This window comes from Saccharopolyspora gregorii, assembly GCF_024734405.1.
Lineage (GTDB): Bacteria > Actinomycetota > Actinomycetes > Mycobacteriales > Pseudonocardiaceae > Saccharopolyspora_C > Saccharopolyspora_C gregorii.
Genome location: NZ_CP059556.1, coordinates 286,237 through 306,469 on the forward strand (window position 1 = coordinate 286,237; position 20,233 = coordinate 306,469).

Sequence of the window (20,233 nt, forward strand, 5' to 3'; positions counted from 1 at the left end):
GCCGGGCATGACGCGGACGCGCTCACCCGGGTGAGCGCGCGCGGGGCAGCGGCGCCCTCGCACCCGGTCGTCTCTACGCTGGTGACCATGACCAAATGGGAGTACGCGACCGTGCCGCTGTTGACCCACGCGACCAAGCAGATCCTGGACCAGTGGGGTGAGGACGGCTGGGAGCTCGTTTCCGTCCTGCCCGGTCCGACCGGTGAGCAGCACGTCGCTTACCTGAAGCGCCCGAAGGAGTCCTGATCGTGGGCGCCTGGAAGCAGCGGCTGGCCGAGCTGGGCATCGAGCTGCCCGCGGTCGCGACCCCGGTCGCGGCCTACGTGCCCGCGGTGCGCAGCGGGTCGCAGGTGTTCACCTCCGGGCAGCTCCCGTTCGCCGGGGGCGAGCTGGCGGCGGTGGGCAAGGTCGGCGCCGAGGTGGACCCGGAGTCCGCGAAGGCGCACGCCCGCACCTGCGCGCTGAACGCGCTGGCCGCGGTGGACGCGCTGGTCGGGCTGGACTCGATCGTGCGGGTCGTGAAGGTCGTCGGTTTCGTGGCGTCCGCGGAGGGCTTCACCGGCCAGCCCGCGGTGATCAACGGCGCTTCGGAGCTGATCGGCGAGATCTTCGGGGAGGCGGGCAGCCACGCCCGGTCCGCGGTCGGCGTCGCCGAGCTCCCGGTGGGAGCTCCGGTCGAGGTGGAGATGATCGTCGAAGTGGCGTGAGCGCCGGTTCCGCCGCGCGGCTGTGTCCGCGGGCGGGAGTCGGTCGTGGAGGGGTCGCGGTGCCGCGGCCCCTCTTCCGCGTTCCGGGCCGGTGCGGGGTGATCTCGGTCCGGGCGCCGGACCGCGTCGCGACCGGCGGCGGGACCGTTTCTCGCCAGGTACGGCCCGCTCCCCGTCTACCAACCAGTACGCTTCGGGCGTCGCTACTTCGGGTGATCAGCAAGCCCTCACCCGAACGGCGGTATGACCACCGGCGAGTGATCGATCGAGCTTGCTCCTCCGCTACTCCGCGCGAGAGAGTGCACCCCGATCGAGTGCTCTCGGCATGAGGGGTGCGGGGGTCGCTCGCACCGGGTGACGAGCGAACGAGCTGGGAGGGGGCGACGTGGCGGTGCGCGAAACGGACCTCTTGTGCCACGAGCTGCTGCTTCGACTTGCCGGGAGGCTGCCGGACCGGCACCTCTGGCGCTACCGGGACTGGCTGGCGGGCGGGGCGGCCGACGTCCTCGCGCGCTCACTGCCCGCGACGCTGCTGCGGGAACGCGTCGCGCTGTCCGACGCCGACCACCGCAGGCTCGCCGAAGCCCTGCTGCCGCTGGGTGCCGACCCGTCCGTGGTGCACGCCGTGCTCCCCGGCGCGGATCCGGACCGCTACAACTTCCGCGCCGAGTCCCACGTGGACGACAAGGGCGACCCGGCGGTGCTGGTCCTCGGCGCCACGCTGCGCGGCAGGCAGGGCGTGCGCGAAACCCGCAGCTCCTGGCGGCACCTGCCGGGAACGCGGCCCAAGCGGATCATCCTGGTGACCGGTTCCGCGGACCCCGTCGAGCTCACCAGCGAACTGCAACGCATCCTGCGCGCGCTCGGGGACTCCGAGCCGTGCGTCGAGGTGCTGCCGCCCGAGGTGGAACCGACCGCCTACCACCGCGCCGCGCTCGCCGAGTCGGCGCTGGTGTGCTCGGGCGCCGACGAACTCGTGGGACATCGTGGCTGACGGTGCCGGTGCAGGCGCCGTAGAAGGAGGCATTCGTGGTGGACGTCGCTGAGGGTGCGGGGCCGGTGGAACGCCTGCACAACCTCCTGCTGGCCCTGACCGGCCGGGTGGACGACGACGCCGTCAACTCGGTTCGCGAGATGCTCGGCATCGGGCAGCTCGACGCGGCCGCCGAGTTCCTGATCGGCTGCCTGCTGGCGGGCCGGATCCCGGTGACCTCGACGGAGCAGTACCACCTGCGCCGCTCGCTGGACGAGGCAGGCTCGCCGCACGCGCCCGCGGACCGGTTGCACGTGGTGGAAGCGGTGCAGGACGAAGGGCACCGGTTCAGCGAGAACCCCGACCAGGACCGCACCGACCACGATCTGGTCGACGCGCTGGCCCCGATCGCGGGTCGCCTGCACGGCGTGCGGGCCCTGTGGTGCACCTGGCGCACCACTCCCGCGGGCGTCACCTACGGCGCGGTGCCGCGGCGGGTGCTGCTCGCCGAGGTCGGCGCGGACGGCTCGGTGACCGCTGCCGGGTACCAGCTGCTGGAGGCGCTGCGGCGCGCCGGCGTGGGCTGCTCGGTGGACGTGTTCACCAGCGGCATGGACCTGCCGCCGTACCACCGCAACGCGCTGGCCACGGCCCGCCGGGTGCACCTCGACCTGGCCGCCCAGGTCGCGATCCCGAACGGTGCGGCCAACCACGCGCGGGCACCGCGCGCCACCGCGGGCAGCAAGGCCGGCGGTGGAGCAGATCTCCCGGGTGAGCCAGCCGCGGGGCCGGGAAGACGCGCCGAGGCCCCGGTTCCTGAGACCGCCTCCCACGACTCGGCACGCCACGACCAGGCACGTCCCGAACCCGTCCGCCCGGAACCGCCGCGGCCCGAACCGGTCCGCGAGCAGGTGCGCCCGGAATCCGCCCGCGAGGAGAAGCCGCCTGCTCGGCAGCAGCCCCGCCCGGAACCGGTCGCGGAACAGCCCCGCCCGAACCGCGAGGAAGCGCCCGTCGCCGCGGAGCAGACGCTGCGCCAGCGCCCGGTGAACCCGGAGGACCTCCAGCAGGACCCGGCCCGGCAGCAGGAGCAGCCGCAGCAGCAGGGCGGTGGGAAGAACACCCGCGTCCCCGCCGCGGTCGACGCCAAGCTCACCGACCGGGAGCGGAACCTGCTGCGCAAGCTGCACGAGGAGCTCGCCCAGCGCGAGCAGGACCGCGGGGGTCCCGCGTCCTCCGGCGAGCAGCAGGCGCAGCCGGTCGGCAACAAGTCCGGTGCTGCGCAGGGCCAGGACTCGTGGAACTCCACGATGCCGGGCTCGGCGACCGGTGGGTTCCCGCCCATCGACAACCCGCGCTGACCGGCCCGGTGCGTCCGCGACGCGGGCGCACCGGGCCGGGTTCAGAGCTCGGCCGCGCGCTGCACGCCGTCCAGCACGCGTTGCAGGTGCAGCCCGCGCCGCACGTCGCACGGGTGCGCCGTGCGGCCGGACCGGATCATCGCCAGGAACTCGTCCAGCAGCTGCGCGTAGCACTCGTGCGCCGCGGTGCGCCTGCCGGTGAGCTGCGACTTCCCGTTGCTGCCGTAGAGGGTGAACTCGACGAGCGCGGGTTGCACCGGCACCCGCAGCGACAGGGTGAGGGTGCTGCTGGCGCCGCTGGCGTGCTCCAGCACCAGCTGCCACATGTCCGACTCGTCCCGGCGCGCGTGGTGCACCCGGGTGATCCGGCCGAGCGCGGCGTCCAGCAGGTCCAGCGCGTGCGGTCCCGCGTCCAGCAGCGCCCCGGTGGTCTCCTGCCGCCACGGCGTGGCCGCGTAGTCCCCGGAAAGCAGCCCTCCCGCGATCCACTGCGCGGAACCGCCCGTCCAGCCGCCGAGGTGCCCGAGCCCGGTGAGCCAGTCGCGGACCTCGGGGGCGAACCGGCGGGTCAGCACCAGCAGCGCCGCGACGCCGCTCTGCCGCACCGCCGCCGCCACGGCCTCCGCGGACGGCACGTCCCCGGCGAGCGGTTTCTCCAGCACGAGGTGCTTGCCCTCGCGGGCGGCCTGCACGGCCAGTTCCCCCTGCACCGCGGGGGGAACGGCGAACGCGACGGCGTCCACGGCGTCCAGCAGCGCCTCGTAGTCGTCGGCGACGTCCGCGTCGTAGTGGTAGGCGAGCGCTTTCGCGGTGTCCGGGCGCCGCGACCACACCGCGGCCAGCCGCATCCCGGGGTGCGCGTGCACACCGGGGGCGTGCACGCGCCTCGCCCACGGTCCCGCTCCGACGATGCCGACCCGAAGTGCTCCGCTCATGCGGTCATCGTCCCCGTGTCCGGATCATCGCGCAGACCTCGGGGCCGGAGAAGTGGCCCGGTGGCAGGGGAAACCGCCTTTGTTGATCTTGATCACAGGGGTGATCGGGCGCGCGTCTCCGCTTAAGGTGACCGGCATGGTGCGTTTGCCGGAGGACCTGACGCTGCCCGACGGATTCGTCCTGCCCGAACGGCCCGATCCGCCCGCGACGCCGAAGGACGCCGCCACCGTCGTGCTGCTGCGCGACGGCGACCGCGGGCCGGAGGTGTTCCTGCAGCGCCGCGTCGAGGGCATGCCGTTCGCCGGTGGCATGACCGTGTTCCCCGGCGGCGGCGTGGACCGCAGGGACGCCGACGCCTCGGTGACCTGGAGCGGACCGCCGCCGCGGTGGTGGGCCGAGCGCTTCGAGTGCTCCGAGGACACCGCGCGGGCGCTGGTGTGCGCCGCGGTCCGCGAGACCTTCGAGGAATCCGGTGTGCTGCTGGCCGGTCCCGACGCGGACTCGGTCGTCGACGACACCCGTCCGTACGCGGACGCGCGGCCGAAGCTGGAGTCCCGCGAGCTGTCGCTGGCCGGGTTCCTCGCCGACGCGGGCCTGGTGCTGCGCGCCGACCTGCTGCGGCCGTGGGCGAACTGGGTGACCCCGGAGGAGGAGCCGCGCCGGTACGACACCCGCTTCTTCCTCGCCGCGATGCCGGAGGGGCAGCGCGCCGACGGCGTCACCTCGGAAGCCTCCCGCGCGTACTGGAGCACGCCGGAGGACGCCCTGGAGGACTGGCGGCAGCAGCGCTGCGGCCTGCTCCCGCCGACCTGGGTGACGTTGTCCGAGGTCGGAGCCTGCGGCAGCGTCGCCGCGGCCCTGGACGTGCAGCGCCCGCTCGGCAAGGTGCTCCCGCAGCTGGAACACCGGGACGGCGCGTGGCGCGTGGTGCTGCCCGGCGATCCCGGCTACCGCGGCGAGGAGGAGGGCCGATGACCCACCCCTCCTACGGCCTGCTGCGGCAGGTGACGCCGTTCGCGTCGGTGCTGCTGGCCGCGAACCCGGGGCCGATGACCTTGGACGGCACCAACACCTGGCTGCTCGGCTCCGGGCCGGACCGGGTGGTGGTCGACCCGGGCCCCGGGGACGAGCACCTGGAGCGGATCCTGGCGCAGGGTCCGGTGTCGCTGGTCCTGCTCACGCACCACCATTTCGACCACACCGAGTCCGCGGCGGAGCTCGCGGAGCGCGCCGGGGCGCCGGTGCGGGCGCTGGACCCGCAGCTGTGCACGGGCGCGGCCCCGCTGGCCGACGGCGAGGTCGTCGAGGCCTCCGGGGTGCGGCTGACCGTGCTCGCCACGCCCGGCCACACCCGCGACTCGGTGTGCTTCCGCGCGGAGCGCGACGGGCAGGAGGCGGTGCTGACCGGGGACACCATCCTGGGGCGCGGCACCACCGTCGTCGCGCACCCGGACGGGCACCTGGGCTCCTACTTGGCCTCGCTGCGGGCGTTGGCGGCGTTGCCCGCCGGACTGCCCGCGCTGCCCGGCCACGGCCCGGACCTGCCCGACGCGGTCGAGGTGGCGAACGGCTACCTGGCGCACCGCGAGCAGCGGCTCGACCAGATCCGCGCGGTGGTCCGCGCCCGCGGCCCGCAGGTCACCGCCGCCGAGGTGGTGGCGGTCGTCTACGCCGACGTGCCGCCGGAGGTGCGGGAAGCGGCCGCGTGGAGCGTCGCCGCCCAGCTGACCTACCTGGCGGAACACGGCGAACGCTGACCGCGGCCCCGCGCCGCTGACGGGGCGGGGGCGCGATCAGCGAGGCCCCGCGCGTCAGACCAGGGCGGGTTCGCGGACCGGGAGCAGCGTGCCGCGCCGCACCCACAGGCCCGCGGCCAGCACGACGCCGACCACCCCGGCGAGCAGGAACGCGGCGGGCGGCCCGGCGCTCTCCACGATCCGGCCGCTGATCGACTGGCCGGCCGCCGCACCGAGCGTCACCGCCGTCACGACCCAGCCGAACGCCTCCGTCTCGGTCCCGGCCGGCGCGGCCAGGTCCAGCGCCACCGAGTGCGCCGTGGACTGCGGGGTGATCAGGCACCCGGCGAGCAGCAGCGCCAGGCACAGCCCCCACAACGTCCCGGGCAGCGCCAGCAGCGCGACGAGACCGGCGAAGCCGAGCAGCAGCGCGGGCAGCCGCAGGTGCATCGGCCGCGGCCACGGCCGCATCCCGTACAGCACGCCGAACACCACGGAGGTCACCGACAGCGCGCTCAGCAGCAGCCCGCCCGCGTTCGGCGCCCCGGCCGCGACCGCGGAGGCGGGCACGCCGACCTCCACGAAGCCGATGAGGCAGCCGAAGCCGAGCGCGGCCAGCGCCACCGTGCGCATCCCGGGCGCGCGCAGCGCCCCGAGCATCCCGCCCGAGGTGCGGGAGTCGTCCTGCGGCCGCAACCGGCGGGCGGCGCGCGTCGAGGCGAAGCCGATGCTGCCGACGATCATGCAGGCGCTGCCCGCGACGACTCCGGCACCGGCCCACGGCAGCGCGACCAGCAGCCCGGCCAGGCCGGGGCCGAGGATGAAGAAGACCTCCATGCTGATCGCCTCGTACGAGTAGGCCGCGTCCCGCGCCGGCCCGGCGGGCAGCAGCTGCGCCCACAGCGCCCGGGAGGCGGGGGCCACGGTCGGCTGGCTCGCGCCCAGCAGGAAGCCGAGCGCGGTGAGCACCACGACCGGTGCCCCGGATTCGATGGCGGTGATCTCGGCGGCGACGAACACCGCGAGCGCCGCGGACATCACGACCATCGGCCGGGTGGGTCCGATCCGGTCGATCACCCTGCTCTGCACGACCGAGCCGCACGCCACGCCGACGAGCTCGGCGGCCGAGACGAGCCCGGCGGTGGCGAAGCTGCCGGTCACCTTCTGCACGTACAGCAGCAGTGCCAGGCCGATCATCGCGATCGGCAGGCGGCCCAGCAGGGAGGTCAGGACGGGTGCGGTGGCTCCGGGCGTGCGCAGCGCGGCGCGGTAGTCGGCCAAGGTGATCGAATGGGACACGCGTACCAGTATCCGCGTCCTGGTACGCCGGTACCAGTCGTTTTCCGGGTGTTCTCCGTCGCCCGGAACGAGCCGCGACCCGGCCGTCCGCGCTTCTCGGGCTGACCGGGCCGCAACGGGGCGGCCGAGCCCGGCCAGGCGCCGCGCGACCGGGACCGGACGTGCGAAAGGGCTGGGGCGTCGCCCCCGACGCGACGCTCCAGCCCTTTCGCTCGCGCGGCCCGTCCCCCGACCAACCACGCTCCTCGAACCTCCGATGGTCGGCCCCGAATCCGGCACCGGAGGAGTTCCCCGTCGGCTGCCCAGCACCCGCGCGCTCCGCGCGTCGTGAAGGGCCTCCATTAGGTAAGACGTTGAGTTCTCGGTCCGGGTTGCACGGCTCGGCGAATTCTTTCCGAGCAGATGTCCCGGGCTCTGACACCAGTGTGCCCTCCGGTTCCGGGGAGGAAACCGGGCACAACGTCCCCTACATGGCTGGTGACTCGGCGTGTCCGCGGCCGGGTGCTGGACCCGCCGTCCCCGAGCGTGCTCGGAGCGGGGGGCTCGGACGTGCGAAAACGCGCGCCGACTGAGGGGTCCGAGCGAAAGGCGGACCCGTCAGCCGACGCGCGTTGGGCGACGCGGCCGGTGGTGGCTCAGCGCGCGCGGCGAGCCAGCCGCTCCGGGTCGAGGATCAGCACGCTCTTGCCCTCCAGCCGCAGCCAGCCGCGGTGGGCGAAGTCGGCGAGCGCCTTGTTCACGGTCTCCCGCGAGGCGCCGACGTACTGCGCGATCTCCTCCTGCGTGAGGTCGTGGGTGACCCGCAGCAGACCGGCTTCCTGGCTGCCGAAGCGCTGCGCGAGCTGCAGCAGCGCCTTGGCCACGCGACCGGGCACGTCGGTGAAGATCAGGTCGGCGAGCATGCCGTTGGTCCGGCGCAGCCTGCGCGCGACGACCCGCAGCAGCTGCTCGGCGATCTCCGGGCGGGTGCCGATCCACTGCCGCAGCGCACCGCGGTCCATGGTCAGCGCCCGCACCTCGGTCACCGTGGTGGCGGTCGAGGTGCGCGGGCCCGGGTCGAAGATGGACAGCTCGCCGAACATGTCCGACGGCCCCATGATCGCCAGCAGGTTCTCGCGCCCGTCGGGCGACTTGCGCCCGAGCTTGACCTTGCCGGATTGGATGATGTAGAGCCGGTCGCCCGGCTCGCCCTCGGCGAAGATCACGTGTCCGCGCGGGAACTCAGACGGTTCCAGCGACTGGGTCAGCGCCTCCGCCGCGGCCGGTTCCACGCCCTGGAAGATTCCGGCGCGGGAAAGGGTCTCGTCCACCTCGTCCCTCCATGTTGAGACGCGGCGGCTCGTTCGAAGCGGTGCCCGCGTCGTTCCGCGGTCACCGTACTGTGCCGCCGATCACTACCAGTTGAGTTTAAGACTGGTCGCGGGAACGGCGAGTTCGCAGCTTGCCGGCGCGTCCCACCCTGCGTAGCTGGAACAGCTCCAGCGCACGCCCGATTCCCTGCCGGAACAGCGCCCGGACCTCATCGGGCCGAGCGTTCTCCAGCAGCTCTTCGACCTCGTTCTCCTGCACCGCGACGTGCCGCAGCCGTGCCTCCACGCGCTCCATGAACAACGTGAAGAACATGATCACTAGCGGTACGACGATAACGAACCAGGCAGTCATGATGCTTGAATCCTCGCTCATGCCTTCGAGACGGACGCAACCGGGGGTCGGTTGCCCGTCGACGGGGTCGGGTTCGGGTGTCGTCGTGGTCCGTAGTCTGGTGGGGTGCCGGAGCCAGCCCACGACAGGTCACAGCCTGGTCGATCATCCTCCCATCGGCCCGCCGCGGCCCGATCGGCGCCCACCCGGTCGACGACCGCGGGCGCCGTGACCTCCGGTTCCGGTCGTTCCCGAGCCGGGGGAGCACCGGCGCGCCGACCGCGCCGCAGCGCGGCGAGCGCCGGGACGGAGACCCGCACCGGGCTCGTCCGGCGGGCGCGGCGGATGGTGCGGGAGCTCGCCGAGGGCTACCCGGACGCGCACTGCGAGCTCGACTTCGCCGACCCGCTGCAGCTCGCGGTCGCGACGATCCTGTCCGCGCAGTGCACCGACAAGCGGGTCAACCAGGTGACGCCCGCGCTGTTCGCCCGCTACCCGGCGGCCGCGGACTACGCCGGCGCCGACCGGACCGAGCTGGAGGAGCTGATCCGCTCCACCGGCTTCTACCGGAACAAGGCGAACTCCTTGCTGGGGCTGGGCGCGGCGCTGGTGGAACGGCACGGCGGCGAGGTGCCCGCGCGGCTCGACGACCTGGTGAAGCTGCCCGGGATCGGGCGCAAGACCGCCAACGTCATCCTCGGCAACGCCTTCGACGTTCCCGGCATCACCGTCGACACCCACTTCGGCCGGCTGGTGCGGCGCTGGGGCTGGACGGTGGAGGAGGACCCGGTCAAGGTGGAGCACGCGATCGGCGAGCTGATCCCCCGCAAGGAGTGGACGATGCTCTCGCACTACGTGATCTTCCACGGGCGCCGCGTGTGCCACGCGCGCAAGCCCGCGTGCGGCGCGTGCCTGCTGGCGAAGGACTGCCCGTCGTTCGGCGCGGGCCCGGAGGACCCGGCCGGGGCGGCGAAGCTGGTGCGCGGGCCGGAGGCGCCGCGGCTGCTGGAGCTCGCCGGGATCTCCGGCGAACTGGACGACGCGACCATCGAGAAGGCGGCGGCGAAGGAGCCGGACGCGTGAGCCGCTGGCGGTACGTCCGCGAGTTCCGCAGCGAGATCCGGTGGACGGTCGTGGTGCTGGTGCTGGCCGGGCTCGCCGTGGTCGCGCTGTGGCCGGGTGGTTCCGGCGGCGGGACGCCGACCGCGGACGCCCCGGAGCAGCGGCCGCAGGCCGCCCCGGTCGACCCGGCGCTGCGCGCGGGCCTCGACCCCTGCCCCGAGCCGCGGGCCGGCGGCCCCGCCGAGCTGGCCGGGGCGACCGGGACCTGCTTGGCCGACGGCCGCCCGGTGGACGTCGGCGCCGCGCTGGCCGGACGCCCGGCGCTGGTCAACGTGTGGGCGACCTGGTGCGCCCCGTGCCGCACCGAGCTCCCCGCGCTGCAGGAGTACTCCGCCCGCCCCGGCTCGATCCCGGTGCTGGGCGTGCAGGTGCGCAGCGACGAGGCGGACGGCCTGGCGCTGCTGCGCTCGCTGGGGGTGCGCTTCCCGGCGGTGCACGACCCGGACGGCGCGCTGCGCGCCGCGCTGCGGGTGCCGAACGTGCTGCCCGCCAGCTTCGTGATCACCGAATCGGGAGAGGTCCGGCGCATCGATCCGCCGGAGGTGTTCCGCTCCGCGGACGCGGTGGACGCCGCGGTCCGCCGCACCTTGGGAGGTCGATCGTGACGGACCCGGTGGTCGACGGCTCGGCCGCACCGGAGTGGCTCGCCCCGCTGGTGCGGCGCAGCGCGGACGTGGACCAGGGCCACTTCGGCTGGCCGCGGCTGCGCCCGCCGCGCAGCGCCCGCCCGGCCGCGGTCCTGATCCTGTTCGGCGAGGACGCGGACGGGCCGGACGTGCTGCTGCTGCGCCGCGCGGACGGGCTCAGCTCGCACCCCGGGCAGGTCGCGTTCCCCGGCGGCTCGATCGACCCGTCCGACGCGGGCCCGGTGGCCGCGGCGCTGCGCGAAGCGCAGGAGGAGGTCGGCGCGCACCCCGCGGGCATCCGGCCGCTGGCCGTGCTGCCGGAGCTGCACGTGGCGCACAGCGGTTTCCGGGTGACTCCGGTGCTGGCGCACTGGCGGGATCCGTCCCCGGTGGCCGCGGTCGACCTCGGGGAGACTCGTGCGGTGGCCCGGGTCCCGCTGTCGTGGCTGGTGGACCCGGCGAACCGGCTCCGGGTGCGGCTGCGCGACGGGCGCGCCGGTCCGGCGTTCGTGGTGCCGGGGATGCTGGTGTGGGGGTTCACCGGGGTGCTGCTGGCCGGGGTGCTGGAACTCGGCGGCTGGTCCGCCGGCTGGGACGATGCCCCGGAGCTGGACCTGGACGAGGCGTGGCGGGCCGCGGAGTCCGCCGCGGACGTCGGTTTCGGCGGCTGACGGTGGCCTGCGCACCGGCAGGGGACGTGACGCGGCGGAAGGGTGTTCGGTGAACTGGGTCGATCTGCTGGTGGTGGCGCTGGCGCTGCTGGCCGCCGTGTCCGGCGCGCGCAACGGCCTGGTCACCGCGCTGTTCTCGTTCCTCGGCGTGTTCGTCGGCGCCGTCGTGGGCCTGCGGGTGGCGCCGCTGCTGTTGGAGCGGCTGGACAGCCAGCCGGCCCGGATCGGGTTCGGCGTGGGCATCGTGGTGCTGCTGGTGGCGTTCGGCGAGACGTTCGGCATGTGGGCGGGCCGGGAGCTGCGGGACCGGATCACCTCGTCGAAGCTGACCGGCGTGGACAACGTGCTCGGCGCGGTGCTGCAGTGCGTGGCGGTGTTCGTGGTGGCCTGGCTGGTGGCGCTCCCGTTCACCTCGGCCTCGGCGATGCCGGGGCTCGCGTCGGCGATCACCCGCTCGCAGGTGCTGAGCCAGGTCGACTCGATGATGCCGACCGCGGTGAAGTCGTTGCCGGACGAGCTGCGCCGGATGCTCGGGGTGAGCGGCTTCCCGGACGCGCTGGAACCGTTCTCGAAGACCCCGGTGGCCGCGATCGACCCGCCGGACCAGGAGCTGGCCTCCAGCGACGTGGTCCGCAACGCGCAGACCAGCGTGGTGAAGGTGCGCGGCCGCGCCGCGTCCTGCGCGCGGGCGCTGGAGGGCTCCGGATTCGTGGTCGCCCCGCACCGGGTGATGACGAACGCGCACGTGGTCGCGGGCACGGACCGGGTGGCGATCGAGGTGGGCCGCGGCGAGTTCGCCGCGGACGTGGTGATGTTCGACCCGGCGACGGACCTGGCGGTGCTGGCGGTGCCGGACCTGGACGCGGACGCGATGCCGCTGGACCGCTCCGAGGTGCCGCCCGGCGGCAGCGTCGTCGCGCTCGGCTACCCGCTGGACGGCCCGTACACGGCGTCGGCGGGCAGGCTGCGGCAGCGGATCAACCTGCGCGGCCCGGACATCTACGACGCGAACACCGTGGTGCGGGACGTGTACACGGTGCGCGGGAAGGTGCAGAGCGGGAACTCCGGCGGCCCGCTGGTCGCCCCGGACGGGGACGTGGTGGGCGTGGTGTTCGGCGCCGCCGTGGACGACCCGGAGACCGGGTTCGCGCTCACCGCCGACGAGGTGGCCGACGAGGTCGCCGAGTCCTCGGCGCTCACCACGCCGGTCTCGACCGGCGAGTGCACCGGCGGCTGACTCCTCGCCGGACCCGGAACGCGCGGAGGCCAGGTGCCCGCGTTCGGGCGCCTGGCCTCCGGGACCGGTCCGGTACTAGCTCTCGATGGCGTGCGCGGCGTCGTCCTGGCCGCGTCGGCGAGCGAGCTGCTTGGTGTCCTTGAGCGTCGCGATGGTGCGCTTCGGCGCTCGGATCTTGCGCACCCGCAGGTAACCGAGCAGTCCGAACAGTCCGGCGACGACCAGCATCAGCAGGAACACGATGCCGAAGGAGGCCCAGCGCCAGATCCCGAGCGCGTGCAACCCTTCGGCGAGGGTGAAGAAGAGGAAGAACATGCTGAAGCCGAGCACGGCCAGCGCGAGGACGAAGTAGACGCTGCCCTTGACGCCCTTCTTCACCTCACCGGTGACTTCGGCCTTGGCGAGTTCGATCTCGGAGCGGACCAGCGTCGACAGGTGCGTGGTCGCGTCGCGCACGAGGGAACCGATGGACTGCTCGCCGCCCGCGCCAGTGCCCTCTTCGGACAGCGGTAGGGATGTGACGGCTGACCAGGCTCCGTCGCTGCTGCCTTGCTGGTTCTTCTGGGCGCTGTTCACGCCCGCCATCGTGCCACGCCGCCTGGTGCCCGACCGAGTGAGACTCCCGGGGCGTTACCGGCGGGTGATCTACCGAGACCGATCAGTTCAGCTCACGGGCGGTGCGCCGTCCGCGCCGCAGCAGCAGCGCGGCGGCGATCAGCGCGGCGAGCGCGGACGCGATCAGCACCGCCGTCTTGGCGCGTTCCGCCGCGTCCCCGGTCAGCGACAGCTCGGCGATGAGCAGGCTGACGGTGAACCCGACCCCGCCGAGCACGGCGAGCGCCGAGATGTCCCGCCAGGTCACCCCGCCCGGCCGCGCGCCGATCCCGAGCCGCACCGCCAGGTAGGACGTGCCGAAGATCCCGATGAACTTGCCGAAGAACAACCCGGCCATCACGGCGATCGAGATCCGGTCGTGGAACACCGCGCCCAGCGCCGCCCCGTTCACCGGCACCCCGGCGGCGAAGAACGCGAACACCGGCACCACCAGTCCCGCCGACCAGGGTTGCAGCCGGTGTTCCAGCCGGACCGACGGCGCGGCGTCCTCGCCGGGATCGGCCCGCACCCTGGTGAGCAGCCCGAGCGCGACGCCCGCGATGGTGGCGTGGATGCCGCTGCCGTGGACCGCGAGCCAGGTGGCGACCGCCAGCGGGACGTACAGCCACGGCGTGGTGATCCGCCTGTGCTGCGCGAACCAGTAGGCGGCGCCGAGCAGGACCGCCGCGAGCAGCGGCAGCGGGCTCAGCCCCGCGGTGAACAGCACGGCGATCACGATGATCGCGCCCAGGTCGTCGACGACGGCCAGGCTGAGCAGGAAGACCCGCGCCGCGGCCGGGATCCCGGAACCGGCCAGCGACAGCACCCCGAGCGCGAACGCGATGTCGGTGGCCACCGGGATCGCCCAGGCCTGGCCCGCGCCGGGCGCCCCGTGGCCGACGGCGAACGCGATGATCGCGGGCACCACCATGCCGCCGAACGCCGCCAGCACCGGCAGTGCCGCCGTCCGGCGGTCGGCCAGCTCCCCGACGACGAGCTCCCGCTTGAGCTCCAGCCCGGCGACGAAGAAGAAGACCGCGAGCAGCCCGTCCTTGACCCACTCGCCGACGGTGAGGTCCAGGTGCAGCGCGGCGGGCCCGACCGCGAAGTCCCGCACTCCCGCGTACAGCCCGCCGAGCGGCGAGTTCGCCGCGAGCAGCGCGAGCGCGGTGGCGACCAGCAGCACCACGCCCCCGACGGTCTCGGTCCGCAGGTAGCGGGCGAGGGCGGCGGTCCCGCGGGCCGGGGCGGGTTCGGTCATCGGAGGCCTCCTGGTGGCGGACGTGCTGATGCGTCGCCGACCAGACTTCCCGGCACACCTGCCGACGACCCTAGCAGCCGCTCGGGCGCGCACCGGAACGCGAGCGGGCCCGGCCCCCACCGGGAGGACCGGGCCCGCGAGCGGAGTTCGCTCACTCGTCGGAGGACTTGCGGATGCCCTTCGAGATGAGGTCCATGACCGAGGAGTCCGCCAACGTCGACACATCGCCGACCTCGCGGTTCTCCGCCACGTCCCGCAGCAGCCGGCGCATGATCTTGCCGGAGCGGGTCTTCGGCAGCTCCTGCACGACCATGATCTGCCGCGGCTTCGCGATCGGGCCGATCTCGTGCGAGACGTGGTCGCGCAGCGTCTTCAGCGCCGCGTCGCCTCCCGCCTCGTCGGCGGCGTTGCCGCGCAGGATGACGAACGCGACGATGCCCTGCCCGGTGGTCGGGTCGCTGGCGCCGACGACCGCGGCCTCGGCGACCGTCGGGTGCGAGACCAGCGCCGACTCGACCTCGGTGGTGGAGATCCGATGGCCCGAGACGTTCATGACGTCGTCCACCCGGCCCAGCAGCCAGATGTCGCCGTCGTCGTCGTACTTGGCGCCGTCGCCGGCGAAGTAGTAGCCGAGGTCGGCGAACTTCGACCAGTAGGTGTCCTTGAACCGCTGGTCGTCGCCCCAGATGCCGCGCAGCATCGACGGCCACGGCTTGTCCAGCACCAGCAGCCCGCCGCCGCCGGGGCCGACGTCCTCGCCGGTCTCGTCGACGACCTTCGCGGAGATGCCGGGGAGCGGGACCTGCGCCGAACCGGGTTTGGTGGCGGTCACCCCGGGCAGCGGCGAGATCATGATCGCGCCGGTCTCGGTCTGCCACCAGGTGTCGACGATCGGGGTCTTCCCGCCGCCGATGTTCTCCCGGTACCACATCCAGGCCTCGGGGTTGATCGGTTCGCCGACCGAGCCGAGCACCCGCAGCGTGGACAGGTCGTACTGGGCGGGGATCTCCGCGCCCCACTTCATGAAGGTGCGGATCGTGGTGGGCGCCGTGTAGTACAGCGTCACGCCGTATTTCTGCACGATCTCCCAGTGCCTGCCCTCGTGCGGGCTGTTCGGCGTCCCCTCGTAGATCACCTGCGTGGCGCCGTTGGCCAGCGGTCCGTACACGATGTACGTGTGCCCGGTGACCCAGCCGATGTCGGCGGTGCACCAGTACACGTCCGACCCGGGCTTCAGGTCGAAGACGGTGCGGTGCGTGTAGGCGGCCTGGGTGAGGTAGCCGCCGGAGGTGTGCAGGATGCCCTTCGGGCTCCCGGTGGTGCCGGAGGTGTAGAGGATGAACAGCGGGTGCTCGGAGTCGAACGCCTCCGGGGTGTGCTGGTCGGACTGCGGCTCGACCACGTCGTGCCACCACTTGTCCCGCTCGTTCCACGCGACCTCGGTGGCGGTGCGCTTGACGACCAGGACGTGCTCGACGCTGGGCGTGTGCTGCACCGCTTCGTCCACGTTGGCCTTGAGCGGGGCGGCCTTGCCGCGCCGGTACTGGCCGTCGCAGGTGATGACGACCTTCGCCTCGGCATCGTTGATCCGGGCGCGCAGCGCCTCCGCGGAGAAGCCGCCGAACACGACGCTGTGCAGCGCGCCGAGGCGCGCGCAGGCGAGCATCGAGAACACGGCTTCCGGCAGCATCGGCAGGTAGATCGCGACCCGGTCACCGGCGCCGACGCCCAGCGAGGCGAGCGCGTTCGCGGTGCGGCTGACCTCGCGCTGCAGCTCGGCGTAGGTGATGGTGCGGCTGTCGCCGGGTTCGCCCTCCCAGTGGATCGCGACCCGGTCGCCGTTGCCCGCCTCGACGTGCCGGTCCACGCAGTTGTGGGCCACGTTCAGCTCGCCGCCGACGAACCACTTCGCGAACGGGGCGCCGGACCAGTCGAGGACCTGGCCCCACTTGCGGGCCCAGTCGAGCTGGTCGGCCTGCTCCGCCCAGAAGCCCTCCCGGTCGGCGGCTGCCCTGTCGTACGAGTCCGACGTGGCGTTGGCCGCGGCCGCGAACTCGGCCGTCGGCGGGAAGGTCCTGCTCTCCGTGAGCAGGTTGTCCAAGGTGTTGCTCGGCCCGTCGGGCTGGCTCATTGCGGGGAACCTCCCTGCGCTGCGGGGTGACCTTCGATGTCATCTAGACCGTAGTGCGACGCGGCTCACTCCGACAGAGGTTCTCGCTTTGGTGCGACCAATCCTGCCGGTGACGTCCGTGTTCCGGGCTCGGCACCTGCGGAGCAGGCTGGAGCCCCGAACGTTGCAATCGAGTTGCCCACACACGGTCGAGTGACCAGGGGCGGGAGGTGCGCGGCCGCCTCCGGTGCCGGGACCTGCGCAGGTGGGAACGGGTCCAGGCGGGGCCGCCGCACCCGCCGGGTAGCGTCCAGCGGCGTGAGTGCCCAAGAGTCGTTGCTCCCGCTGCTGGAGCTGCCCGGTGTCACCGACGCGGTCGCCGCCGCGCGGACCGCGATCGACGAGATCCACCGGCACCCGGCGAACCGCCGCGGCTGGCCCGCGACCAGCGCCGAAGCCTCGGTGCGCGCCGCCCGCGCCTCGGCCGCCGTCGCCGGCGGGGCCACCGAGATCCCGGACAGCGGCGAGGTGAGCGACCCGCTGCTGGCGGGTGCGCTGCGCGTCGCCGAAGCGCTGGGGCCGCTGCTGCCGACCTGGCAGCGCGCCCCGCTGCAGGCCCTGGCCCGGCTGCACGTGCTCGCCGCCGCGGACCTGCCCGGCGACCCGGATCGGCTCGGCAGGCCCCGCGAGGACCCGGCCGTCTCGGGGCGGCTGGACCTGCTCGCCCAGGTCGTCGCCGACGCGGGCGGCCGCTCGCAGAACCTGGTGCCCGGGCCGGTGCAGGCCGCCGTGGTGCACGGCGAACTGCTCGCCCTCGCCCCGTTCGGCGAGGTCGACGGCATCGTGGCGCGGGCCGCCGCCCGGCTCAGCGTGATCGGCAGCGGCCTCGACCCGAAGGGCCTCGTCGTGCCGGAGGTCGCCTACTTCCGCCGCCGGGCCGAGTACCTGGACGCCGCAGCAACGTTCGCCACCGGCGAACCCGACGGCGTGGCGAAGTGGATCGTGCACTGCTGCACCGCGCTGGAGACCGGTGCGCGGGAAGCGAAGTCCATCGCCGACGCCGTCCAGTCGTGAGCACCGCACCGGGGAGGGGAACGGACGTGCCGAAGAAGGTCCTGCTCGACTGCGACCCGGGCATCGACGACGCGCTGGCCATCGCCTACGCCCACGGCAGCCCCGAGCTGGAGCTCGTCGGGATCACCACCGTCGCGGGCAACGTGGGGCTCGACCACACCACGAACAACGCGCTGCGCCTCACCGGCTTCTTCGGCATGGACGTGCCGGTCGTCGCGGGCGCCGACCGGCCGCTGGTGCGGGACGTCGTGCTGGCCGACGAGGTGCACGGCGGCAACGGTCTCGGCGGGGTCCGGCTGCCCGCCGCCACCAGCGGGGTGCGGGACGGGCACGCCGTCGACTTCATCATCGACACCGTCGCCGCAGCGCCCGGCGAGATCAGCCTGGTCGCGGTGGGCCCGCTGACGAACGTCGCGCTCGCGGTGCGCAAGGAGCCCCGGCTCGTCGAGCAGGTCCGCGAGTTCGTGATCATGGGCGGTTCCTACACCAGGGGGAACCGCACGCCTGCCGCGGAGTTCAACGTGCTCGCCGACCCGGAGGCCGCCGCCGTCGCGTTCGGCGCCGGCTGGCGCACCACCATGATCGGCCTCGACCTCACCGCGCAGGCCCGCGCGACCGCCGCCGTCCGGGGCCGGTTCGCCGGGCTGGGCAGGCTGGAGGCCGAGCTGATCTCGCCGATCCTCGACTTCTACGGGCGGCACCCGCAGTACCGCGTGGAGGGCCCCGCCGTGCACGACCCGTGCGCCGTCGCCTACGCGCTCGACCCCGGCATGTTCACCACGGTGCCCGCGCGGGTCGACGTGGAGGTCCACGGCCGGTTCACCTCGGGCATGACCGTCACCGACTTCGCCGCCCCCGCCGAGCTGCACAACGCCGAGGTCGCCACCGTCCTCGACACCGAACGCTTCTGGGCGAGCTTGTTCACCGCCCTCGGCCGCGTCGCCACCGGCATGGCCTGACCGCCGGACCGGCTCAGCTGCCGAGGGTGCGGAGGGCGTCGCGGACCCGGCCGTCGGCGGTGGTCAGCGCGGCCGCGGCGCGGGGGACTTCGGCGCCGGTCAGCAGGTGCACCAAGGCGGTCTTCAGGTCGCCGTCCGCCGCGGTCAACGCCCGCGCGCACTCGTCCTCGGACGCGGCCGTCGCCTCCCGCAGGATCTCGACGGTGCGGCCGCGCAGCTTCGCGTTCGTCGCCAGCAGGCTCACCATCAGGTTCGAGTAGGTGCGGCCCATCCGGATCATCACGGCGGTGGAGAACGAGGTGAGCACCAGCTTCTGCGCCGTGCCCGCCTTCATCCGGGTGGAACCCGCGATCGGCTCCGGCCCGGTGTCCACCGCGATGGTCAGGTCGGCCGGGGCGTCGCCCGCCGATTCGGGGTTCGCCGACATCAGCGCCGTGCCCGCCCCGATCTCGCGCGCCGCGCGCAGCGCGCCCAGCACGTACGGGGTGCGGCCGGACGCGGTCAGCCCGAGCACGAAGTCCCCCGCGGCCACCTCGGCCCGGACCACCGCCGCCCCGGCCTCGGCGTCGTCCTCCGCGTTCTCCACCGGCTTCTGGAACGCCCCGGCGCCGCCCGCCTGGTGCGCCACCACCCAGTCCGCGGGCACGTTGTAGGTGGGGATCAGCTCGGCCGCGTCCAGCACCGCCAGCCGGCCCGAGGTGCCCGCGCCCACGTAGTGCACCCGGCCGCCGCCGCGGAGCGCGGCCACCGCCCGGTCGACCGCGTGCGCCAGGTCCGGCAGCGACCGGCCCACCGCCTCCGGCACCGTCCGGTCCTCGGCGTTGAGCACCCGCAGCACGTCGAGCGTCGGCAGCAGGTCGATGTCCCTGGTCCGCTCGTTGGTGCGCTCGGTGGGGGCGTCCACCCGCACGGCGGGTCCCTCGGCGTCGCGGTTCATCGGCCGTCCTCCTTGTGCCGTCGGCGGTCCGGGCGGGCACCGAGCCGGTGCGCGCCGACCGCCTCGTAGGTGGCGTCCAGCGCCGCCTTCGCCTCGTCGATGTGGCGTTGCGCCACCCCGATGAACAGGCAGTCGATCACGGTGAGCTGGCCGATGCGGCTCGCCATCGCACCCGATCGGTACGTCGTCTCGCGCACCGCCGTGGTCAGCACCCGGTCGGCCACCTCGGTGATCGGGGAGCGGCTGAAGTTGGTGAGCGCGGCCGTGACCGCGCCGCGGTGGCCCGCCTCGCGCAGCGCCTCGATGGTCTCGGTCGTGGCGCCGGTGTGCGAGATGCCCAGCGCCACGTCGCCCTCCCGCAGCAGCGCCGCCGAGGTCAGCGCCGCGTGCGTGTCCGACCAGGCGAAGCAGGTCAACCCGATGCGGTGCAGCTTCTGCTGCAGGTCCAGCGCGACGAAGGCGCTGGCCCCCACCCCGTAGACGTCGATCCGGCGGGCGCCCGCGACGGCCTCGACCACCGCGGCCAGCGCGTTCGCGTCCAGCTGCCCGGCGGTCTCCTCCACCGCCTTCGCGTCGGCGTAGGCCACCTTGTCGATGATCTGCTCCAGCCGGTCGTCCGGCTCGATGTCGCCGCCGAGGTCGCGGTCCCGGCTGGAGGTGCGGGCGGTGTCCGCGGCCAACGCGATCCGCAGGTCCGGGTAGCCGCCGACGCCGATCGCCTTGCAGAACCGGGTCACGGTGGTCTCGCTGGTCCCGGCGGCCTCGGCCACGTCCGTGATGCTGCGCCGCGCGATGGAGGCCGGCGCGGACAGCACGATGTTGGCGACCCGCTGCTCGGCCCTGGCCAGGCCCGGGAGCAGGGAGCGGATCCGGACCAGCGGGCTGGTCGCACCGGCTTCGGTCGACGCGTCGTCAAGGGCCATGTGGGAAACTTACTGACGAGGATCTGTGCAGGTCAATGCGGGTATCTCCGGTGCCTTCCCGTGCTG

Annotated in this window: 21 protein-coding genes; 12 read left to right on the plus strand and 9 right to left on the minus strand. The window is 73.8% G+C overall.

All coding sequences use genetic code 11. From position 1 onward, the window contains the following. Positions 1-81 precede the first annotated feature (81 nt). From H1226_RS01330 to H1226_RS01345, 4 genes are all read left to right on the plus strand, one after another. Positions 82-246, plus strand: coding sequence for a DUF4177 domain-containing protein (locus H1226_RS01330; RefSeq protein ID WP_224957245.1), 165 nt, complete (start codon positions 82-84; stop codon positions 244-246). 2 nt (positions 247-248) lie between these two features. After that, positions 249-707: a RidA family protein gene (locus tag H1226_RS01335; protein ID WP_224957246.1), complete on the plus strand. Its 459-nt coding sequence runs from the start codon at positions 249-251 to the stop codon at positions 705-707. Between the two features lie 385 nt (positions 708-1,092). Then, complete coding sequence (locus H1226_RS01340) at positions 1,093-1,701, plus strand: hypothetical protein (RefSeq protein ID WP_224957247.1); 609 nt, start codon at positions 1,093-1,095, stop codon at positions 1,699-1,701. Between the two features lie 35 nt (positions 1,702-1,736). Next, the gene (locus H1226_RS01345) at positions 1,737-3,041 is read left to right on the plus strand and encodes a hypothetical protein (RefSeq protein ID WP_258345142.1); all 1,305 of its coding nucleotides are present in this window, start codon (positions 1,737-1,739) and stop codon (positions 3,039-3,041) included. A gap of 41 nt (positions 3,042-3,082) precedes the next feature. Here H1226_RS01345 and H1226_RS01350 read toward each other — a convergent pair whose 3' ends face one another. After that, positions 3,083-3,976: a Gfo/Idh/MocA family protein gene (locus H1226_RS01350; protein WP_224957249.1), complete on the minus strand. Its 894-nt coding sequence runs from the start codon at positions 3,974-3,976 to the stop codon at positions 3,083-3,085. 136 nt (positions 3,977-4,112) lie between these two features. Here H1226_RS01350 and H1226_RS01355 point away from each other — a divergent pair, with 136 nt between their 5' ends. Beyond that, the gene (locus H1226_RS01355; RefSeq protein ID WP_224957251.1) at positions 4,113-4,952 is read left to right on the plus strand and encodes an NUDIX hydrolase; all 840 of its coding nucleotides are present in this window, start codon (positions 4,113-4,115) and stop codon (positions 4,950-4,952) included. After that, entirely contained in the window at positions 4,949-5,734 is a 786-nt protein-coding gene (locus H1226_RS01360; RefSeq protein ID WP_258345150.1) for an MBL fold metallo-hydrolase, read from the plus strand. The genes H1226_RS01355 and H1226_RS01360 overlap by 4 nt, the downstream gene beginning before the upstream one ends. 54 nt (positions 5,735-5,788) lie before the next feature. Here H1226_RS01360 and H1226_RS01365 read toward each other — a convergent pair whose 3' ends face one another. The 3 genes from H1226_RS01365 to H1226_RS01375 form a co-directional block, all read right to left on the minus strand. After that, entirely contained in the window at positions 5,789-7,012 is a 1,224-nt protein-coding gene (locus H1226_RS01365) for an MFS transporter (RefSeq protein WP_258345152.1), read from the minus strand. A gap of 635 nt (positions 7,013-7,647) precedes the next feature. Then, positions 7,648-8,322, minus strand: coding sequence for a Crp/Fnr family transcriptional regulator (locus H1226_RS01370; protein ID WP_258345154.1), 675 nt, complete (start codon positions 8,320-8,322; stop codon positions 7,648-7,650). Between the two features lie 97 nt (positions 8,323-8,419). Next, on the minus strand, positions 8,420-8,674 hold the full coding sequence (locus H1226_RS01375) for a hypothetical protein (RefSeq protein WP_029621632.1): 255 nt from the start codon (positions 8,672-8,674) through the stop codon (positions 8,420-8,422). A gap of 324 nt (positions 8,675-8,998) precedes the next feature. On the opposite strand from H1226_RS01375, the gene nth reads away from it, so the two are divergent. The 4 genes from nth to H1226_RS01395 are packed head-to-tail and all read left to right on the plus strand — an operon-like array spanning position 8,999 to position 12,309. After that, entirely contained in the window at positions 8,999-9,736 is a 738-nt protein-coding gene (nth, locus tag H1226_RS01380; RefSeq protein WP_258349314.1) for an endonuclease III, read from the plus strand. Continuing rightward, a complete protein-coding gene (locus H1226_RS01385; RefSeq protein ID WP_258345166.1) occupies positions 9,733-10,380 on the plus strand; it encodes a TlpA family protein disulfide reductase in 648 nt (215 codons plus the stop codon). The genes nth and H1226_RS01385 overlap by 4 nt, the downstream gene beginning before the upstream one ends. Then, entirely contained in the window at positions 10,377-11,072 is a 696-nt protein-coding gene (locus H1226_RS01390) for an NUDIX hydrolase (protein ID WP_224966654.1), read from the plus strand. Before H1226_RS01385 ends, H1226_RS01390 begins: the two co-directional genes overlap by 4 nt. A 49-nt stretch (positions 11,073-11,121) precedes the next feature. Continuing rightward, positions 11,122-12,309, plus strand: a complete 1,188-nt coding sequence (locus tag H1226_RS01395; RefSeq protein WP_258345169.1) for a MarP family serine protease — start codon at positions 11,122-11,124, stop codon at positions 12,307-12,309. A gap of 75 nt (positions 12,310-12,384) precedes the next feature. Here the strand turns inward: H1226_RS01395 and H1226_RS01400 are convergent, their stop codons facing one another. The 3 genes from H1226_RS01400 to acs all read right to left on the minus strand — a co-directional run bounded on the left by H1226_RS01400 (position 12,385) and on the right by acs (position 16,295). Further along, a complete protein-coding gene (locus tag H1226_RS01400) occupies positions 12,385-12,894 on the minus strand; it encodes a phage holin family protein (protein WP_224957259.1) in 510 nt (169 codons plus the stop codon). 73 nt (positions 12,895-12,967) lie between these two features. Further along, positions 12,968-14,164, minus strand: a complete 1,197-nt coding sequence (gene nhaA / locus H1226_RS01405) for a Na+/H+ antiporter NhaA (RefSeq protein ID WP_258345172.1) — start codon at positions 14,162-14,164, stop codon at positions 12,968-12,970. Between the two features lie 151 nt (positions 14,165-14,315). After that, positions 14,316-16,295 (minus strand): acetate--CoA ligase, encoded by a 1,980-nt coding sequence (gene acs, locus H1226_RS01410; protein ID WP_258345175.1) that lies wholly within the window; start codon positions 16,293-16,295, stop codon positions 14,316-14,318. A 297-nt stretch (positions 16,296-16,592) separates the two neighbouring features. On the opposite strand from acs, the gene H1226_RS01415 reads away from it, so the two are divergent. Together H1226_RS01415 and H1226_RS01420 are read left to right on the plus strand one after the other, a co-directional pair. After that, positions 16,593-17,348 (plus strand): Fic family protein, encoded by a 756-nt coding sequence (locus H1226_RS01415; protein ID WP_258345177.1) that lies wholly within the window; start codon positions 16,593-16,595, stop codon positions 17,346-17,348. A gap of 26 nt (positions 17,349-17,374) precedes the next feature. Beyond that, positions 17,375-18,307 (plus strand): nucleoside hydrolase, encoded by a 933-nt coding sequence (locus H1226_RS01420; RefSeq protein ID WP_258345179.1) that lies wholly within the window; start codon positions 17,375-17,377, stop codon positions 18,305-18,307. A gap of 13 nt (positions 18,308-18,320) precedes the next feature. Here the strand turns inward: H1226_RS01420 and murQ are convergent, their stop codons facing one another. Together murQ and H1226_RS01430 are read right to left on the minus strand one after the other, a co-directional pair. After that, complete coding sequence (gene murQ, locus H1226_RS01425) at positions 18,321-19,244, minus strand: N-acetylmuramic acid 6-phosphate etherase (protein WP_258345181.1); 924 nt, start codon at positions 19,242-19,244, stop codon at positions 18,321-18,323. After that, positions 19,241-20,167: a MurR/RpiR family transcriptional regulator gene (locus H1226_RS01430; RefSeq protein WP_258345182.1), complete on the minus strand. Its 927-nt coding sequence runs from the start codon at positions 20,165-20,167 to the stop codon at positions 19,241-19,243. The genes murQ and H1226_RS01430 overlap by 4 nt, the downstream gene beginning before the upstream one ends. Positions 20,168-20,233 lie beyond the last annotated feature (66 nt).